Here is a 16430-nt window from a genome sequence, read left to right as displayed (position 1 = left end):
GGCGTGACCGCCACCATCTTTCCTTAACGCCGCCCCCTTCCGGATCACCGCTTCCCTTGACCCCGCTCGCGCGCATCTCCGCCGCCATTGCTCTGCTGGACGCACTGGAATCCGCCCCCCGCCGCCCGGCAGACGCGGTCGCCAACGATTTCTTCCGTGCTCGCCGGTTCATCGGCGGCGGCGACCGCCGTGCCGTCGCCGACCGCGCCTGGTCTGTCGTGCGGGAGCGTGCTCGCCTGGACTGGCATCTCGACCATGTCGGTGCCGCCCCCACCGGGCGCCTGCTGATGGCCGCCCATATGATCCTCGCTGAAGGCGGCAGCCTCGCGGGGGTGGAAGCCGCCTTCAACGGTGGCCAGTACGCCGAGCGGCCGCTCAGTCCCGACGAGCGGCGCTTCCTCGCAAAGCTGGAGGGCCGTGCCTTCCTGCACCCGCGAATGGACGAGGCCACCCGGCTCAATGTGCCGGAATGGGCGTTGCCCGGCCTGCGCGCCCGTTTCGGCGAAGCCCTGCCGGAAGCCGCCGCGGGGCTGGAGGGCACCGCTCCGCTCGACCTCAGGGTGAATCTCCTCCGCACCACGCGTGACGCGGCGGCCGCCGCTCTGGCGGCGGAGGGGATCCCCACCACCCCCACGCCCTTCTCCCCCTGGGGCCTTCGTGTCGCCGACCGCCGGCCCGTGCTGGCGACGCGGGCCTTCGCGGAGGGGATGATCGAGATCCAGGACGAGGGCAGCCAGCTCATCGCCCTCCTCGCCGACGCGCGCCCGGGCATGAAGGTAGCCGACTACTGCGCGGGGGCCGCGGGCAAGACCCTCGCTATGGCCGCCACCATGGGCAACCGCGGCCGGATCGCGGCGCTCGACGTCTCGGTTCCCCGCCTCGCGGGCGCCACCAAGCGCCTCCGCCGCGCTGGGGTGGACAATGCCGAGACGCACCTGCTCGAGTCCGGCGACCGCTGGGTGAAGCGCCGCGCTGGCACCTTCGACCGCGTCCTGGTCGATGCCCCCTGCACCGGCACCGGCACCTGGCGCCGCAACCCTGACGCGCGCCTCCGGACGACCGAGTCCGACATGGCGGAGCTCATCACGAAGCAGCGCGCTATCCTCGATAGGGCCGCCTCCTTGGTGCGCCCCGGCGGGAAGCTGATCTACGCTACCTGCTCGGTGCTTCCCGGGGAGGACGACGAGCAGGTGAGGGGCTTTCTGGACCGGCACGCCGATTTCGAGGCGATCAGCCTGGCTGATGCTTGGGCCCAGGCCGGCGCGGCTTCCGGCGTGACTGGCACCCCGCCCGGCACCCCGCCCGGCACCCCGCCCGGCACCCCGCCCGGCGCCCCACCCGGCGATGGTCCCTTCATGGCCCTTGCCCCGCACAGTCACGGCACGGACGGCTTCTTCGCCGCCGTGCTGCAGCGCCGCCCCTAGGCGCGCGGCTTCCGGCATGGCGCGATGGGCAGGATGATCCAGATCAGACGCGCCCGTCCGGACGATGCCGCCTCGATCGGCGCCATCCATCGGATCAGCTGGCAGGACAGCTACCCTGGCATCCTGCCCGACGCCTATCTCGCCGGGCTCGACCAGCGGCGGATTGGTGCCGGTTACCTCCGTTCGATGCTCCGTCGCGGCGGCGGGGATGCGATCTTCGTCGCCTGCACGCCGGACGGAACTGCCGTCGGATTTGCCTCCGCCGGTCGCGCCCGACGGGTGGGCATCGCGGATGGCGAGATCGATACCCTCTACATCCTCCCGGACTGGCAGGACCAGGGAATCGGCCGCCGCCTGATGCGGGCCGCGGCCGCCCACCTCTCGGTCATTGGCTGCAACTCGGCCATGCTCTGGGTGCTCTCGGCAAACGGCGCGGGCTGGTTCTACCGCCGACTTGGTGGCCGCCCGGTGGGGCAGGAACGCATCGCTGTCGGCGGCCGTCAGGTGGAGCAGACGGCGGTCCTCTGGGACCCCATCACCCTACTTATGGAGGCCACCGCGGCCGACCGCGGCGGGTCCTTTCCGAAAGGAGGGCAGGGGGGCGGCTGATCGAGAGGCTTGAAGCCGCCGCCATTCTGTGGTGATGGCCGCCATGCCCGACACGATCTCCGAGCCCTCCGCGATCCTCCCCGGCAGCGAGCGCCACCAGCGCCTGCTCATCCTCGACTTCGGCAGCCAGGTGACGCAGCTCATCGCGCGCCGCCTGCGCGAGGACGGGGTGTACTGCGAGGTCTGGCCCTACACGGCGGACGAGGCGCGGATCCGCGCCTTCGATCCCCAGGGCATCATCCTCTCGGGCGGTCCGGCCAGCGTCACCCATGGCGAGAGCCCCCGCCCGAGCCCGTCCGTCTTTGAGATGGGCCTGCCGATCATGGGCATCTGCTACGGCCAGCAGACCCTCGCCGCCCAGCTCGGCGGCAAGGTCGAGACGAGCGACCATCGGGAATTCGGCCGCGCCTTCGTGGACGTGACCGGCGAGTGCGCGATCACCCAGGGCATTTGGGCCCCTGGCGCGCGCGAGCAGGTCTGGATGAGCCACGGTGACCGCATCACCGAGCTGCCCCCCGGCTTCCGCGTGGTCGCGAGTAGCGAGGGCGCGCCCTTCGCCGTGATCGCGGACGACGCCCGCCGCTTCTACGGCACGATGTTCCACCCGGAGGTGGTCCACACCCCGCACGGCGCCCAGCTTCTGCGCAACTTTTCCCGCCTCGTCTGCGGTGCCGCCGGCGATTGGACCATGGGCGCCTTCCGGGCGGAGGAGATCGAGCGGATCCGCGCCAAGGTCGGGACGGGCAGGGTGGTTTGCGGCCTCTCCGGCGGCGTCGATTCCTCCGTCGCGGCCGTGCTTCTGCACGAGGCGATCGGTGACCAGCTCACCTGCATCTTCGTGGACCACGGCCTGCTGCGCGGTGGCGAGGCCGAGCAGGTCGTCTCCACCTTCCGCGATCGCTTCAACATCAAGCTCGTCCACCGCGACGCGAGCGACCTGTTCCTCGGTGCGCTCGCCGGGGTCACGGATCCGGAGGTGAAGCGCAAGACCATCGGGCGGCTGTTCATCGAGGTTTTCGAGGAGGAGCAGGCGAAGATCGGCGGGGCGGACTTCCTCGCTCAGGGAACGCTCTATCCCGACGTGATCGAGAGCGTGTCGGCCACCGGCGGCCCCTCCGTCACCATTAAGTCCCACCACAACGTCGGCGGCCTGCCCGAGGGCATGCGGATGAAGCTGGTTGAGCCGCTGCGCGAGCTGTTCAAGGACGAGGTGCGCGCGCTCGGCCGCGAGCTGGGCGTGCCGGAGTCGATCGTCGGCCGCCACCCCTTCCCGGGGCCGGGCCTGGCCATCCGCATCCCCAGCGAGGTGACGCGCGAGCGGGTGGCGCTGCTGCAGAAGGCCGACGCCATCTTCCTCGAGGAGATCCGCGCCGCCGGTCTCTACGACGCCATCTGGCAGGCCTTCGCCGTGCTGCTGCCCGTCCGCACCGTCGGCGTCATGGGCGACGGCCGCACCTACGAGCAGGCCTGCGCGCTCCGCGCCGTGACCGGCCTGGACGGCATGACCGCCGATGTCTACCCCTTCGACATCGCCTTCCTCGGCCGCGTCGCGAACCGCATCGTCAACGAGGTGCGTGGCATCAACCGCGTGACCTACGACGTGACGAGCAAGCCCCCCGGCACGATCGAGTGGGAGTAGGCGCTCGGCGCCGTGCCACCCTGCCCAGGCGGCGGGCAGAAGTGCGGTGTGAGGCTGCAAGAACCCGTACCCAGCCCTTGCGAGGCCCGCGCTGCGCGGCTGAAACTTCGGCCCTAAGCCCGCACCCGGCAAGCAAGCCCGGGCGGACCTTCGGGAGAGCCCCAACGATGCGCCTCGCCACCTTGGCCGCCACCCTGCTCGCGGTGGCTGCCGCGGCCGTCCAGCCAGCCCTGGCCCAGCAGCCGGCCGCGGACACCCTCGGCGCCATCCGCGCCCGCGGCACGCTCGTCTGCGGCGTTTCCCCCGCTACCGCCGGCTTCTCCATGCCGGACAGCCGCGGAGAGTGGCGGGGGATTGATGTTGACTCCTGCAGGGCCGTAGCGGCCGCCATCTTGGGCGACGCGACCAAGGTGCGTTTCATACCCGCCAGCACGCAGCAACGCTTCACCATGCTGCAATCGGGTGAGATCGATCTCCTCGTTCGTTCCACCACTTGGTCGCTCAGCCGCGAGGCCTCTCTCGGCATCGCGTTCACCGGGGTGAACTTCTACGACGGGCAGGGATTCATGGTGAAGCGCGCCTCCGGCGTGACCACCGCACGCGCGCTGGACGGCGCGACCATCTGCGTGCTTCCCGGTACCACCACCGAGCTGAACATGTCGGACTACTTCCGAGCGAACAACATCCGCTTCACGCCCGTCCTCATCGATAACGTCGAGGAGCTGCGCGCCGCCTTCATAGCAGGCCGCTGCGACGCTTACACGACCGACGCCTCCTCCCTCGCCTCCTTCCGCGCGAGCCAGGGGCCGAACGCGGCGGCCTACCTCCTCCTGCCCGAGATCATCTCGAAGGAGCCGCTCGGCCCCGCCGTGCGCAAGGGTGACTGGAGGTTCTTCGACGTGGTCCGCTGGAGCCACTTCGCGATGCTGACCGCGGAGGAGATGGGTATCAACAGCACCAACCTGGCGACCTTCAACGAAAGCGCGAACCCCGACGTGCAGCGTTTCATGGGGCGGAGCGGCGACCTGGGCCGGCAACTCGGCCTGAACAACGACTTCGCAGTGCAGGTGGTCCGCCAGGTTGGCAATTACGCCGAGGTCTGGGAGCGCAACATCACCCCGCTCGGCATCCAGCGCGGCATCAACAATCTCTGGTCGCAGGGCGGCCTACACTACGCACCGCCGATGCGCTGAAGCATGAAAGGAGGGGGCGAACGGCCCCTTCCTTCTCGCCTCGCCCTGTGGATTGCGGGGAACACGGGGACGCCCTGCTTTCACAAGAATGTTTCCGTCGAGCAGAACAATGAAGGTCGTCCGGCGACTCGCTGAAATCGCGCGAGTCGTCCACCCGGTGCGCCGCAACCGTGTTCCGCGCGCAACGGGAAACCCCCATATGTAGGGTTCGTTTTATCCGCGAAGCCCGATATCTTGTGCGGGCCGCCCTTCAGGAGGCATCCTCCGTCGCGGGGGAATTCAGGGGTTTCTTTAACGATGTTCGACGCCATCCAGCTCGAAGGCCACGGCCAGGTTCAGGTCGACCGCTCTCGCGACGACCTGCTGACTGCGTTCGGCAAGGCCACGCTGAGCGACCGTTACCTGCTGCCCGGCGAGTCCTACCAGGACCTCTTCGCGCGGGTGGCCAGCGCCTACGGCGACGACGCCGCACATGCGCAGCGCATCTACGACTACATCTCGAAGCTCTGGTTCATGCCGGCGACCCCCGTGCTGTCGAACGGCGGCACGAAGCGTGGCCTGCCGATCTCCTGCTTCCTCAACGAGGCCGATGACAGCCTCGACGCCATCGTGGGTCTCTGGAACGAGAACGTTGCCCTCGCCTCCAAGGGCGGCGGCATCGGCTCCTACTGGGGCAATCTCCGCTCGATCGGCGAGAAGGTAGGGATGAACGGCAAGACGAGCGGCGTCGTGCCCTTCATCCGCGTCATGGACAGCCTGACCCTCGCGATCTCCCAGGGCTCGCTCCGCCGCGGCTCGGCCGCCGTCTACCTGCCGATTTCTCACCCCGAGGTCGAAGAATTCGTTGAGATCCGCCGCCCGACCGGCGGCGACCCCAACCGCAAGGCGCTGAACCTCCACCACGGCATCCTCGTCTCCGACGCCTTCATGCGCGCGGTCGAGGCCGACGAGGAATGGGCCTTCACGAGCCCGAAGGACGGCGCGCTCGTCCGCAAGGTCTCGGCCCGCGCCCTCTGGATCCGCATCCTCACCGCGCGGATCGAGACCGGCGAGCCCTATCTCATCTTCTCCGACCACGTGAACCGCGCGCGTCCCGAGCACCACAAGCTCGCGGGGCTTGAGGTGAAGACCTCCAACCTCTGCTCCGAGATCACGCTGCCGACGGGCCGCGACCACCACGGCAAGCAGCGCACCGCCGTCTGCTGCCTCTCCTCGCTCAACTGCGAGACCTGGTTCGAGTGGAAGGACGAGCCGCGCTTCATCCCCGATGTGATGCGCTTCCTCGACAACGTGCTGCAGTCCTTCATCGATACCGCGCCCGATACCATGGCGCGCGCGAAGTACTCCGCCATGCGCGAGCGCTCGGTCGGGCTCGGCGTGATGGGCTTCCACTCCTTCCTCCAGGCGCAGAACGTGCCTTTCGAGAGCGTGGTCGCGAAGGTGTGGAACATGAAGATGTTCAAGCACATCCGTGCCCAGGCCGATGCCGCGAGCCGTGAACTGGCCGCCGAGCGCGGCCCGTGCCCCGATGCCGCCGAGTATGGCATCATGGAGCGTTTCTCGAACAAGATGGCGATCGCGCCGACCGCCAGCATCAGCATCATCTGCGGCGGCGCGAGCCCCGGCATCGAGCCGATCGCGGCCAATGTCTACAACCACAAGACGCTGTCGGGCTCGTACATCGTTCGCAACCCCTATCTCCGGAAGGTGCTGGCGAAGTACGGGCGCGACGACGAGGACACCTGGACCTCGATCACCACGAACAAGGGTTCGGTGCAGAACCTCGACTTCCTGACGCAGCAGGAGAAGGATGTCTTTAAGACCGCCTTCGAGCTGGACCAGCGCTGGGTGATCGAGCACGCCGCCGACCGGACGCCTTACATCTGCCAGGCGCAGTCGCTGAACGTCTTCCTGCCCGCGAACATCCACAAGCGTGACCTTCACCAGATCCACTACCAGGCCTGGAAGAAGGGCGTGAAGACGCTCTACTACTGCCGCAGCCTGTCGATCCAGCGCGCTGACGTGGTGAGCGACAAGGTCGCGGCGCAGCCGAAGCTGGGCTATGCTGTAGAGGATGTGGCGGCCCCGCTGCCGATCGCGGCGGCGCCGGCCGAGAGCACGAACTACGAGGAATGCCTCGCCTGCCAGTGACGGCGCCCCGCCGTCGCTGATCCGCGCGAAGAGAGGAGCCGGCGGGCCGCGCCCGCTGGCACCCCTTCCGCCCACCACCACCTTCCCATCGGCCACTTGTCCGAGGAACCACACCCATGCCCGACGGCGCCCTCTCGCGCGACGAACTGCCGGTCCGCTTCGACCTGCTGACCGCCAACCCTGTCTACAAGCCCTTCCGCTATCCTTGGGCCTACGACGCCTGGCTGACGCAGCAGCGCGTCCACTGGCTGCCGGAAGAGGTTCCGATGGCCGACGACGTGAAGGACTGGCAGAAGAACGTCACCCCGGCCGAGAAGAACCTGCTGACGCAGATCTTCCGCTTCTTCACCCAGGCGGATGTCGAGGTGAACAACTGCTACATGAAGCACTACTCCCAGGTGTTCAAACCGACGGAAGTGCTGATGATGCTGTCCGCCTTCAGCAACATCGAAACGATCCACATCGCGGCCTACAGCCACCTGCTCGACACGGTGGGCATGCCGGAAGTCGAATATAGCGCCTTCCTCAAGTACAAGGAGATGAAGGACAAGTTCGACTACATGCAGAACTTCTCGGTCGAGAATAAGACCGAGATCGCGAAGACGCTCGCCGCCTTCGGCGCCTTCACCGAGGGGCTGCAGCTCTTCGCCTCCTTCGCCATCCTCATGAACTTCCCGCGCCACAACAAGATGAAGGGGATGGGCCAGATCGTCTCCTGGTCCGTGCGCGACGAGACGCTGCACTGCCTCTCCGTCATCCGCCTCTTCCGCACCTTCGTGCAGGAAAACCCGGAGATCTGGACCGAGGAACTGCGGCGCGACCTCTACCTCATCTGCGCGACCATCGTGGACCACGAGGACGCCTTCATCGACCTCGCCTTCAGCATGGGCGGCGTAGAGGGCTTGGACGCCGAGCAGACCAAGCAGTACATCCGCTTCATCGCGGATCGCCGCCTGCAGCAGCTCGGCCTGGAGCCGCTCTACCATATCGAGAAGAACCCGCTGCCCTGGCTCGACGAGATGCTGAACGCGGTGGAGCACACGAACTTCTTCGAGAACCGCTCGACGGAGTACTCCCGCGCCTCCACGGAAGGCACCTGGGAGGAGGCCTTCGCCGACCATACTTTCGGCTCTCCGCAGCCGGAGGGGGCGATCCTTGGCGCCGAGGCCGCCCGTCACTAAGGGGCGGCCGTCTCATAAATGCAACGGCACCCGTAATAATGACACGTAGGTGCCGTCCGGGGCGATGGCGGCGTTCACGCCCCGGCCTGGTGCCATTATCCTGTCACCACAACCCAGGTCGGAGCAGGAGGCGCCTCCCGCGCTCCATGTGGGCGTGAGGGAAGGTCGCCGACATGATGTCTGAACAGTTTCTGGATGAAGAACGACCAAGTTCCGCGGCGAACTTCGTCCCGCGCCAGACCCGGCGCCTCACGGATAAGATCCTGCTCGCCTTCCATCAGGCGTGTGACCAGCGCGATCTTGAGGTGGCCGAAGAACTTCTCCGCGTGCTCGAGATGATGGTCAGCCGCCGGGAGGTTACGCCCGGCCAGAACCGCCGCAAGTCCATCGAGAGCCTTGTCGCCGCTCATGAGCGGCTCTGGTACCTCCGCCATCCGGAATAGGAAGGCGGCGCGTGGCCCTCATGCGCCCATCCATTCGAGAGCTTCCCCCCGCAGCACTGCGTCCGCTGCCGGGGTCCAGCCATCCTCGCCATGCAGCACGAGGCCGGGCAGCAGCGTGTTGGGTGCCCGTGGCGCTCGGCGGGCTCGCAGCAGAACGCGCTTGGCGGCGCGCCCGGCGCGCGGCCAAAGGGGCAACACCTCGGTGCCGCCGAGCCCGGCCGACCGGAGCGCGCCGAGTCCCTCCTCCAGCCGTGCGGCCGGGAGCACCAAGGCGGCCCGGCCACCACGTCCCAACGCCCCCGCCAGCAGTCGCGCCCAGGCGTCGAGTCCCACTTCCACGCCATGGGTCGCGCCCGCGCGAATTGCCCGCGGCGGCGGGGAACCGCCGGGCCAGAAGGGCGGGTTGCTGACCGCCATCTCGCAGGCCGGCAGCCGGGCGCGCAGGGCAGGGTCCGCGACGTCGCCCTCCACCACCTCCACGCGGTCGGCCCAGCCGTTCAGCGCCGCGTTTTCCCGTGCCAGTGCCGCGAGCAGCGGATCCCGCTCCACCGCCACGGCCCGCAGCTCGGGCAGCCGGGCGAGGGCGCAGAGGAAGACCGCGCCAGCCCCACAGCCGGCATCCAGCATCATGCCCCCCGTCGGCACGGCCACCGAGGCCGCCAGCATCACTGCGTCGAGGCCTGCGCCCAGCCCCTCCGCCGGCTGGCGGAGCCGCACGCGCCCGCCCAGCAGAGACTGGACCGGTCCGCTCGCGGTCAGCGCGCCGTCCACTCCCCGGCCTCGCGCAGCAGGGCCTCGGCGGCGGCGGCCTGCTCCTCCGGCACGGCGAGGCGCTGCGGAAAGGCGCCGATCCGTCCCTGTACCGCGCTCACATGGCTGTCCAGCAGCAGCGGCCTCAGCCCGCCATCGCGCAGCAGGGCCTGGAGGAAGCCCAGGCGGACCGGATTCCCTTCTGAGAGCAGCACGCGGATCATCCAGTTCCTCCTGGCGGGGGGCTGGTTGCTGCCCGCCCACCCCGTGGCTATGGTGCCGGCCCCCATGGACAGGTCAATGCCCGCGTGAGCGCCACCACCGCGCCTGATCCAGCCGCGCCCCTCGTTCGAGCCCCAAGCATGCACCCCGCGCCCGATCCTGAACACGCGCTGGAGGTCCTCACCGATCTCGTCCGCACCGACCTCGAAGCCTGCAACCGCCTCATCGTGGAGCGGATGCAGAGCCCCGTCGCTCTCATCCCCCAGCTGGCCGCGCACCTTGTCGCAGCCGGAGGCAAGCGGATCCGCCCGCTGCTGACCCTCGCCGCCGCTCGCCTCTGCGGGCACCGGGGCCAGCGTCACGTCGCGCTCGCCGCCTGCGTGGAGTTCATCCACACCGCGACCCTCCTGCACGACGATGTCGTCGACGAGAGCGCGCTCCGCCGTGGCGCCCCCAGCGCCAACGCCGTCTTCGGCAACAAGCCGAGCGTACTGGTCGGCGATTTTCTCTTCGCCCGCGCCTTCCAGGTGATGGTGGCGGACGGATCGCTTCGGGTGCTCGACATCCTCGCCACCGCCTCTGCCACCATTGCCGAGGGCGAGGTCCTTCAACTCGTCACCCAGAACGATACCGCGACGACCGAGCGGCAGTACCTCGAGGTGATCGAGGGCAAGACCGCCGCCCTCTTCGCCGCCGCCACCGAGATCGGCGCCGTCGTCGCGGACCGCCCCCAGGACGAGGCGGAAGCCCTGCGCGAGTACGGTCACTGCCTCGGCGTCGCCTTCCAGCTTGTGGACGACGCACTCGACTACTCGGCCAGCCAGGCGGCGCTCGGCAAGACGGTCGGCGACGACTTCCGCGAGGGCAAGATCACCCTGCCGGTCCTCCTCGCCTTCCAAACGGCCGACGAGGCCGAACGCGGCTTCTGGCGCCGCGTGCTGGAGGAACGCGACCAGGCCGAAGGCGACCTCGACCGCGCCATCGCCCTCATGCAGTCCCGCGGCACACTCGACGCCACCATCCAGCGCGCCCGCGACTACGGCGCGCGCGCCCTGGAAGCCCTCTCCATCTTCCCGGACTGTCCGGAACGCCGCGCCCTCGCGGGGATCGTCGAGTTCTGCATCGCGCGAGCCCGCTAGAGGGGTTACGGCGGTGGTTCCGGTTACCGCATCACTGCCAGCGGGATGCAGGTCCAGGCGACTCAGGCTCCTGGCGCCGCGGGAAGAACGCTGAACGGTCGCCCGGACAGGGCGAGCGCCCTCTCCGAGGCCGCAAGCGCTCACCCTCGCCCAAGGAAGGGCATCTTCGTCGCCATGATCGTCATGAAGGGGATATTCGCCTCCAGCGGCAGGGAGGCCATGTGCGCCACCGCCTTGCCCACCAGAGCCACGTCCATTCGCGGTTCGACCATCATTGAGCCGTCCGGCTGCAGCACGCCCTTCGTCATGCGCTCTGTCATCGGCGTCGCGGCATTGCCGATATCGACCTGCCCGGCGGTGATGTCGTGCTTGCGCCCGTCGAGTGCGATCTGCTTCGTCAGGCCGGTCACGGCGTGCTTCGTGGCGGTATAGGCCGCGGCCCCCGGGCGGGGCGCATGGGCGCTGATGGAGCCGTTGTTGATGATCCGCCCGCCCTTGGGCGACTGGTTCTTCATGATCCGGTAGGCAGCCTGGGCACAGAAAAACGTGCCGTTGAGATTGGCCGCCACCACGCCGTGCCAGTCCTCGGGCGAGAGCTCGTCGAAATCCACCGCCGGCGCCCCGCGTCCGGCATTGTTGAACAGCAGGTCCAGCCGGCCGAAGCGGGACAGCACCTCCGCGAAGGCAGTCTCCACCTGGGCGCGGTCCCCCACGTCGGCGGCGATCGCGATACCTTGCGCCTGCCCTGCGACTGTCTCCTCAAGCGTCGCCATGCGGCGGCCGAGCACGGCGACGTGCCATCCCTCCGCCAGCAGCGCCTGGGCCGCCGCGCGCCCGATCCCTTGTCCCCCGCCGGTGACCACCGCGAACCGATCGGCCATGGACCTCTCCCCCTTTGATTGCGGCGCCGAGCCTGCGTGCGCCAGCGCGCCCTGGCAAGATCGGCAGGGCAACCTCCCCGGAAGGGTCGCGTTCCAGGGCTGACTGAAGGAATGCAGCCATGAGCGACCGCCCCGACGGCAAGCGCGCGCCCGCCCCGGACACGAGCGTCACCCACGTCGATCCCATCCAGGACAACCCCCTGGCCCGCCGCCAGGCCCATGGCCGCATGGCCGAGGAGCGGGGCGACGACCCCGCAGCCGGCACCGCGGCCGAGCCGGTCGCCCCCGGCGAGTTCCAGGCGGGCGACCGGTCCGAGCTGGGCCAGATCCTCGGCGGCCCCGTGGACATCTCCCCGATCCGCGGCCGCCGCGCGATCGAACGCCCGGAGGAGTAGCCCTAGGCATAGGGCCGCAGATCCGGCCGCCAGCACCCGCACTGAGCCGCGGAGGCTGGCGGGCAACCAAACCCCGATCAAGGGAAGCGCCAAAGATGAGCGATCGCCCGGACCCCGACCAGGAGGTCGATCTCGGCATCAGCCTCGAGACCATTGCCGGCATCATCGACGCCGCCCGCGCCGTGGGCGAACTCGAGGAGGAGGGTAACAACGAGGACGTCCAGGACGAGGAGAACGCGGACGACAACGATCCCGACGCGCTCGCCGACACCCTCAAGGGCCTGATTGACGAGCTGAACGAGGACGAGCAGGCCTCGCTGATCGCTCTCACCTGGATCGGCCGTGGCGACTACGACACGACCGAGTGGGCGGAGACGCTGCGCCTGGCCAAGGAGCGCAACGAGGCCGGCACGGCCGCGGAATACCTCACGGGCATGGAGCTGTTCGGCGACTACCTCTCCGAAGGCGTCGCCGCCTTCGGCTACCCCGTGGAGGACATCGCGCGCTGAGCGCGCAGGCGCGGCGCCTACCCGGCCGCGCCTGACGCCCTATACTCCCCTCGCCAGGATGGGGAGGACAGGGATGGAGCGGAACGGGATCGGTCAGCCTTTGCGTCGGCGCGAGGACACCCGCCTCCTCACCGGGCGTGGCCGCTACACCGACGATATCGATCCGCCCGGCTGTGCGCAGGCCGTGATCCTTCGCTCTCCGCATGCCCATGCGCGCATCCTCGCGATCCGCACCGATGCTGCGGCGACCGTGCCCGGGGTACTCGCAGTGCTGACAGGCCACGACGCGGCGGCGGACGGCCTCGGCCGCCTCGTTACCCTCTTCGATGTGCCTGGCCGCGACGCGCCGCTCTTCGATCCCGGCCGCGACATCCTCCAGACCGAATGCGTCCGCTATGTCGGCGACCCCGTGGTCCTGATCGTGGCCGAAACCCGCCAGGCCGCCCAGGACGCGGCAGATTTGGTCGAGATCGACTACGAGCCGCTTCCCGCCGTAACCGACACCGCCGCCGCCGCCGAGCCGGGTGCGCCCGTGGTCTGGCAGGGCCGGCCGGACAACACCGCCGTCCTCTGGGACAGCGGCCGCGCGGAGGAGGTGGAAGCCGCCTTCCGCGCCGCCTACCGCACCGTCTCGGTCTCCCTCGTCAACAACCGCATGGTCGCGAACCCGATGGAGCCCCGCGTGGCCATCGGCGAGTGGGATGAGGCCGCCGGGCGCTACCTTTTCCACGGCCCGAGCCAGGGCACGCACCGGGTGCGGGACAACCTGGCGAAGCACGCGCTGAAGGTGTCGTCCGCGCAGCTCCGCGTCGTTTCGCCCGATGTCGGCGGCGGCTTCGGCGCGCGCGGCAAGCTGATGCCGGAGAACGCCCTCGTTCTCTGGGCCGCCCGGCGACTTGGCCGCCCGGTGAAGTGGCTGGCAGGCCGCACCGAGACCTTCCAGTCCGACCCTCATGGCCGCGATCAGGTCACGCGTGCCGAGATGGCGCTGGACGCGAACGGCAAGTGCCTCGGCGTCCGCATCCGCACCGTCGCGGGTATGGGCGCTTACCTCCAGGACATGGGCCCGCGCGTGCCGACCACCGGCGGCGCCCGGATCATGGGGACCGTCTACGACTGCACCGCCATCAACAACGAGGTGCGCTGCGTCTTCACCAACACCGTGCCCACGGACGCCTTCCGCGGTGCTGGCCGCCCAGAAACCGCCTACATCATGGAGCGCCTCTTTGATCGCGCCGCCGAGGCCTTCGGCATCGGGCGCGACGAGATCCGGCGCCGCAACTACATCCGCCCTGAGCAGATGCCCTTCCGCAACGCGGTTGGGAACCTCATCGACTCCGGCGATTTCGCGGGCACTCAGGCCATGGCCCTGGCACTCGCGGACTGGAACGGCTTCCCCGCCCGCCGCGCGGCCTCGCGGGCGAGCGGCCGGCTGCGCGGTATCGGCCTTGGCTACTTCATCGAGGCCTCAGGGGGCCTGAATAGCGAGACAGCCCGCCTGCGCGTCACGCCGGAGGGTCGCGTCGAGCTTCGCGTCGGCACCTTCAGCCACGGCCAGGGTCACGAGACCGCCTTCCTTCAGGTCGTGGCGGAGCGGCTGGGCATCGACCCCTCCGCCATGGACTTCATCCAGGGCGACAGCGACGAGCTTCCCGCCGGCAGTGGCACTGGCGGGTCGCGCTCCTCCCAGATGGGCGGCGTCGCGGTGCTGCGCGCGAGCAACGCGGTGGTGGCCAAGGCCCGCCGCATTGCCGCTCACCTCCTGGAAGCCGCACCCGAGGACGTGGAGCTTGAGGGAGGTCGCTTCCGCGTCGCAGGCACCGATCTCGGCCTCGACTGGCCGCGCGTCATCGCCGCCGCCCACGACCCCGCGCAGCTGCCCGAAGGGGAGGCGCCCGGCCTCGACGAACTGCTGACCTATACCCGCGACACCGAGTGCAACTTCCCGAACGGCTGCCACGTCGCCGAGGTCGAGGTGGACCCCGAAACCGGTCAGGTGACCCTCGCCCGCTACGCCGCCGTGGATGACGTGGGCAACGTCATCAACCCGCTGCTCGTCCACGGGCAGATGCATGGCGGCATCATGACCGGCATCGGCCAGGCGCTGATGGAGGAGGCCCGCTACGACCCCGAGAGCGGCCAGTTCCTCACCAGCACCTTCCAGGACTACTGCATGCCCCGCGCGGGCGACGGCTGCGACTTCCAGCTCGGCCTGAACGTCGTGCCCACGCCCACCAACGACCTCGGCGTGAAGGGCGCGGGGGAGGGGGGTGCCTGCGGCGCACCCCCCGCCATCGTCTCCGCCGTCTGCGACGCGCTGGGCCTAGACCACATCGACATGCCGCTGACGCCGGAGAAGGTCTGGCGCGCCCTCTCGCTCAGGAGATCGGCATCGCGCCTGGCCGCAGAATAGCCGCCGTCGTCGTCGCGAGGTTGCGGGGGGAGGGGGCTGGCATCACCGGCCGCTCCATCCTTCCCCAGCCCGGCGCATCCGCCACCACGCCGTCCCGCATCACCACGCGCCCGCGCACGATCGTCGCGACGGGCGCGCCCACCGTCCGCATCCCCTCGAAGGGCGTGAAGCGGCTGCGGAGGGAGTGCAGCTCCGCCCCCCGTATCTCGCCCGCGGCCGAGAGATCGACGATGGCGAGATCGGCATCGGCACCCGGCTGCACCACGCCCTTGCGCGGATAGAGCCCGAAGGCCCGCGCCGGCGCCGCGCCGGCCATCCGCACATACTGCTCCAGCGTCAGCTTCCCCCCATTCACCAGCGTCAGCATCAGCCGCATGGAGGTCTCGACCCCCGGGAAGCCACAGGCATTGCCCCAGATCGAGGGGTCCTGCTTCTCCGACACCGCATGGGGCGCGTGGTCGGTGCCGAGGATGTCGATCGTCCCCTCCGCCAGCGCCTCCAGCAGTGCGTCCCGCTGCGCGCCCTCGCGGATCGGCGGGTTCAGCCGCCCGATCCGCGCGGCTTCCCCGACCAGATCCTCGGCCGCCAGGAGCACGTATTGCGGGCAGGTCTCCACCGTAATGGGCACGCCGCGCGCCTTCGCCGCCTTGATGTGCGGCACCGAGCGCGCGCAGCTCTCATGCGCGATGTGGATGCGCGCGCCGGTCCACTCGCTGAGCACGATGCAGCGGTTTAGGCTCTCCAGCGCCACGATATCCGCGCGGGCGCACCAGTGGGCGTAGTCGTCCGTGCGCCCGGCGGCCTTCATGCGGTTCTCGCGCCAGAAGAGCATGGGCGAATTCTCGGCGTGGATCGTGCAGCGATGCCCGCGCTCCGCCAGCACCTCGAAGGCCTCCAGCACCGCGCCGTCGTTCGGCGCCGGCAGGTTGCCCGTGGTGTTGCCGTAGAAGAGCTTGAACGCGACCACGCCCGCGTCCATCAGCGGCTCTAGGCTCTCCAGCTTCCGCTCGTCCACGAGGCCGTAGAGGCCGAAATTGACATGCGCCTGCCGCTCCGCCGCCTCGCGCTTGATCGCCAGCGCCTCCAGGTCCCAGGTCGGCGGGTCGGTGTTGGGCATGTCGAAGACGGTGGTCACGCCCCCGGCGGCGGCCGCGCGCGTGCCGGTGGTCCAGTCCTCCTTGTGCGTCATTCCGGGCTCGCGGATGTGCACGTGCACGTCGATCGCGCCGGGAATGACGTAGCGCCCGCGCGCGTCGATCACCTCCCGCGCCGGCGGGGCGAGGGAGGCATGGCCGATGAAGGCGATCACACCATCCTTGACCGCAACGTCGGCCACGAAGCGCCCCGTCTCGTTCACCACCGTACCGCCGGTGATGAGAAGGTCGGCCATCGGCTGCATCGCGCTCTCCGCAGGTTTCAAAGCCTCTTATCCCGCACGGCCGCGCCATGCGAATAGGGGCCGAGTTCCACACCGGCGTCGC

The 16430-nt window shown here is 69.5% G+C and carries 15 protein-coding genes; 10 read left to right on the top strand and 5 right to left on the bottom strand.

Annotated elements, in window-relative coordinates; translation table 11 throughout:
- The first annotated feature begins 56 nt into the window (after positions 1 to 56).
- From BO39_RS19435 to BO39_RS19410, 6 genes are all read left to right on the top strand, one after another.
- Positions 57 to 1424 carry an RsmB/NOP family class I SAM-dependent RNA methyltransferase gene (locus BO39_RS19435; protein WP_043836521.1) on the top strand — a complete coding sequence of 456 codons (1368 nt, stop codon included), beginning with the start codon at positions 57 to 59 and terminating at the stop codon, positions 1422 to 1424.
- A gap of 33 nt (positions 1425 to 1457) precedes the next feature.
- Complete coding sequence (locus BO39_RS19430) at positions 1458 to 2033, top strand: GNAT family N-acetyltransferase (RefSeq protein WP_052402326.1); 576 nt, start codon at positions 1458 to 1460, stop codon at positions 2031 to 2033.
- Positions 2034 to 2076: 43 nt separating this feature from the next.
- Positions 2077 to 3672, top strand: a complete 1596-nt coding sequence (gene guaA, locus BO39_RS19425; RefSeq protein ID WP_156963770.1) for a glutamine-hydrolyzing GMP synthase — start codon at positions 2077 to 2079, stop codon at positions 3670 to 3672.
- A gap of 167 nt (positions 3673 to 3839) precedes the next feature.
- Positions 3840 to 4865, top strand: coding sequence for an amino acid ABC transporter substrate-binding protein (locus BO39_RS19420; protein WP_043836516.1), 1026 nt, complete (start codon positions 3840 to 3842; stop codon positions 4863 to 4865).
- Between the two features lie 297 nt (positions 4866 to 5162).
- A complete protein-coding gene (locus BO39_RS19415) occupies positions 5163 to 7016 on the top strand; it encodes a ribonucleoside-diphosphate reductase subunit alpha (protein ID WP_043836514.1) in 1854 nt (617 codons plus the stop codon).
- Between the two features lie 116 nt (positions 7017 to 7132).
- Positions 7133 to 8197 (top strand): ribonucleotide-diphosphate reductase subunit beta, encoded by a 1065-nt coding sequence (locus tag BO39_RS19410; RefSeq protein WP_043836512.1) that lies wholly within the window; start codon positions 7133 to 7135, stop codon positions 8195 to 8197.
- Between the two features lie 95 nt (positions 8198 to 8292).
- Here the strand turns inward: BO39_RS19410 and BO39_RS32740 are convergent, their stop codons facing one another.
- The 3 genes from BO39_RS32740 to BO39_RS19395 are packed head-to-tail and all read right to left on the bottom strand — an operon-like array spanning position 8293 to position 9614.
- Positions 8293 to 8607 carry a hypothetical protein gene (locus BO39_RS32740; protein WP_156963769.1) on the bottom strand — a complete coding sequence of 105 codons (315 nt, stop codon included), beginning with the start codon at positions 8605 to 8607 and terminating at the stop codon, positions 8293 to 8295.
- Between the two features lie 51 nt (positions 8608 to 8658).
- On the bottom strand, positions 8659 to 9411 hold the full coding sequence (locus BO39_RS19400; RefSeq protein WP_245615269.1) for a tRNA1(Val) (adenine(37)-N6)-methyltransferase: 753 nt from the start codon (positions 9409 to 9411) through the stop codon (positions 8659 to 8661).
- Positions 9396 to 9614 (bottom strand): putative signal transducing protein, encoded by a 219-nt coding sequence (locus BO39_RS19395; RefSeq protein WP_043836508.1) that lies wholly within the window; start codon positions 9612 to 9614, stop codon positions 9396 to 9398. The genes BO39_RS19400 and BO39_RS19395 overlap by 16 nt, the downstream gene beginning before the upstream one ends.
- A 138-nt stretch (positions 9615 to 9752) precedes the next feature.
- Between BO39_RS19395 and BO39_RS19390 the strand changes: the two genes are divergently transcribed.
- Positions 9753 to 10751: a polyprenyl synthetase family protein gene (locus BO39_RS19390; protein WP_043836506.1), complete on the top strand. Its 999-nt coding sequence runs from the start codon at positions 9753 to 9755 to the stop codon at positions 10749 to 10751.
- 140 nt (positions 10752 to 10891) lie between these two features.
- On the opposite strand, the gene BO39_RS19385 is transcribed toward BO39_RS19390, so the two are convergent.
- Positions 10892 to 11632, bottom strand: coding sequence for an SDR family oxidoreductase (locus BO39_RS19385; RefSeq protein WP_043836503.1), 741 nt, complete (start codon positions 11630 to 11632; stop codon positions 10892 to 10894).
- 119 nt (positions 11633 to 11751) lie between these two features.
- Here BO39_RS19385 and BO39_RS19380 point away from each other — a divergent pair, with 119 nt between their 5' ends.
- The 3 genes from BO39_RS19380 to BO39_RS19370 all read left to right on the top strand — a co-directional run bounded on the left by BO39_RS19380 (position 11752) and on the right by BO39_RS19370 (position 14949).
- On the top strand, positions 11752 to 12027 hold the full coding sequence (locus tag BO39_RS19380) for a hypothetical protein (protein WP_043836501.1): 276 nt from the start codon (positions 11752 to 11754) through the stop codon (positions 12025 to 12027).
- Positions 12028 to 12122: 95 nt separating this feature from the next.
- The gene (locus BO39_RS19375) at positions 12123 to 12536 is read left to right on the top strand and encodes a DUF3775 domain-containing protein (protein WP_043836500.1); all 414 of its coding nucleotides are present in this window, start codon (positions 12123 to 12125) and stop codon (positions 12534 to 12536) included.
- 73 nt (positions 12537 to 12609) lie between these two features.
- A complete protein-coding gene (locus tag BO39_RS19370; RefSeq protein WP_043836499.1) occupies positions 12610 to 14949 on the top strand; it encodes a xanthine dehydrogenase family protein molybdopterin-binding subunit in 2340 nt (779 codons plus the stop codon).
- Here BO39_RS19370 and BO39_RS19365 read toward each other — a convergent pair.
- Positions 14915 to 16348, bottom strand: coding sequence for a dihydroorotase (locus tag BO39_RS19365; RefSeq protein WP_245615267.1), 1434 nt, complete (start codon positions 16346 to 16348; stop codon positions 14915 to 14917). The two genes, BO39_RS19370 and BO39_RS19365, sit on opposite strands and share 35 nt — an antisense overlap.
- Positions 16349 to 16430: the final 82 nt, after the last annotated feature.

Origin of the sequence: Roseomonas aerilata DSM 19363 (assembly GCF_000711725.1) — a bacterium.
GTDB lineage: Bacteria > Pseudomonadota > Alphaproteobacteria > Acetobacterales > Acetobacteraceae > Roseomonas > Roseomonas aerilata.
Note: the sequence above shows the minus strand (reverse complement) of the source record. Positions and strands in the feature narration are given on the sequence as shown.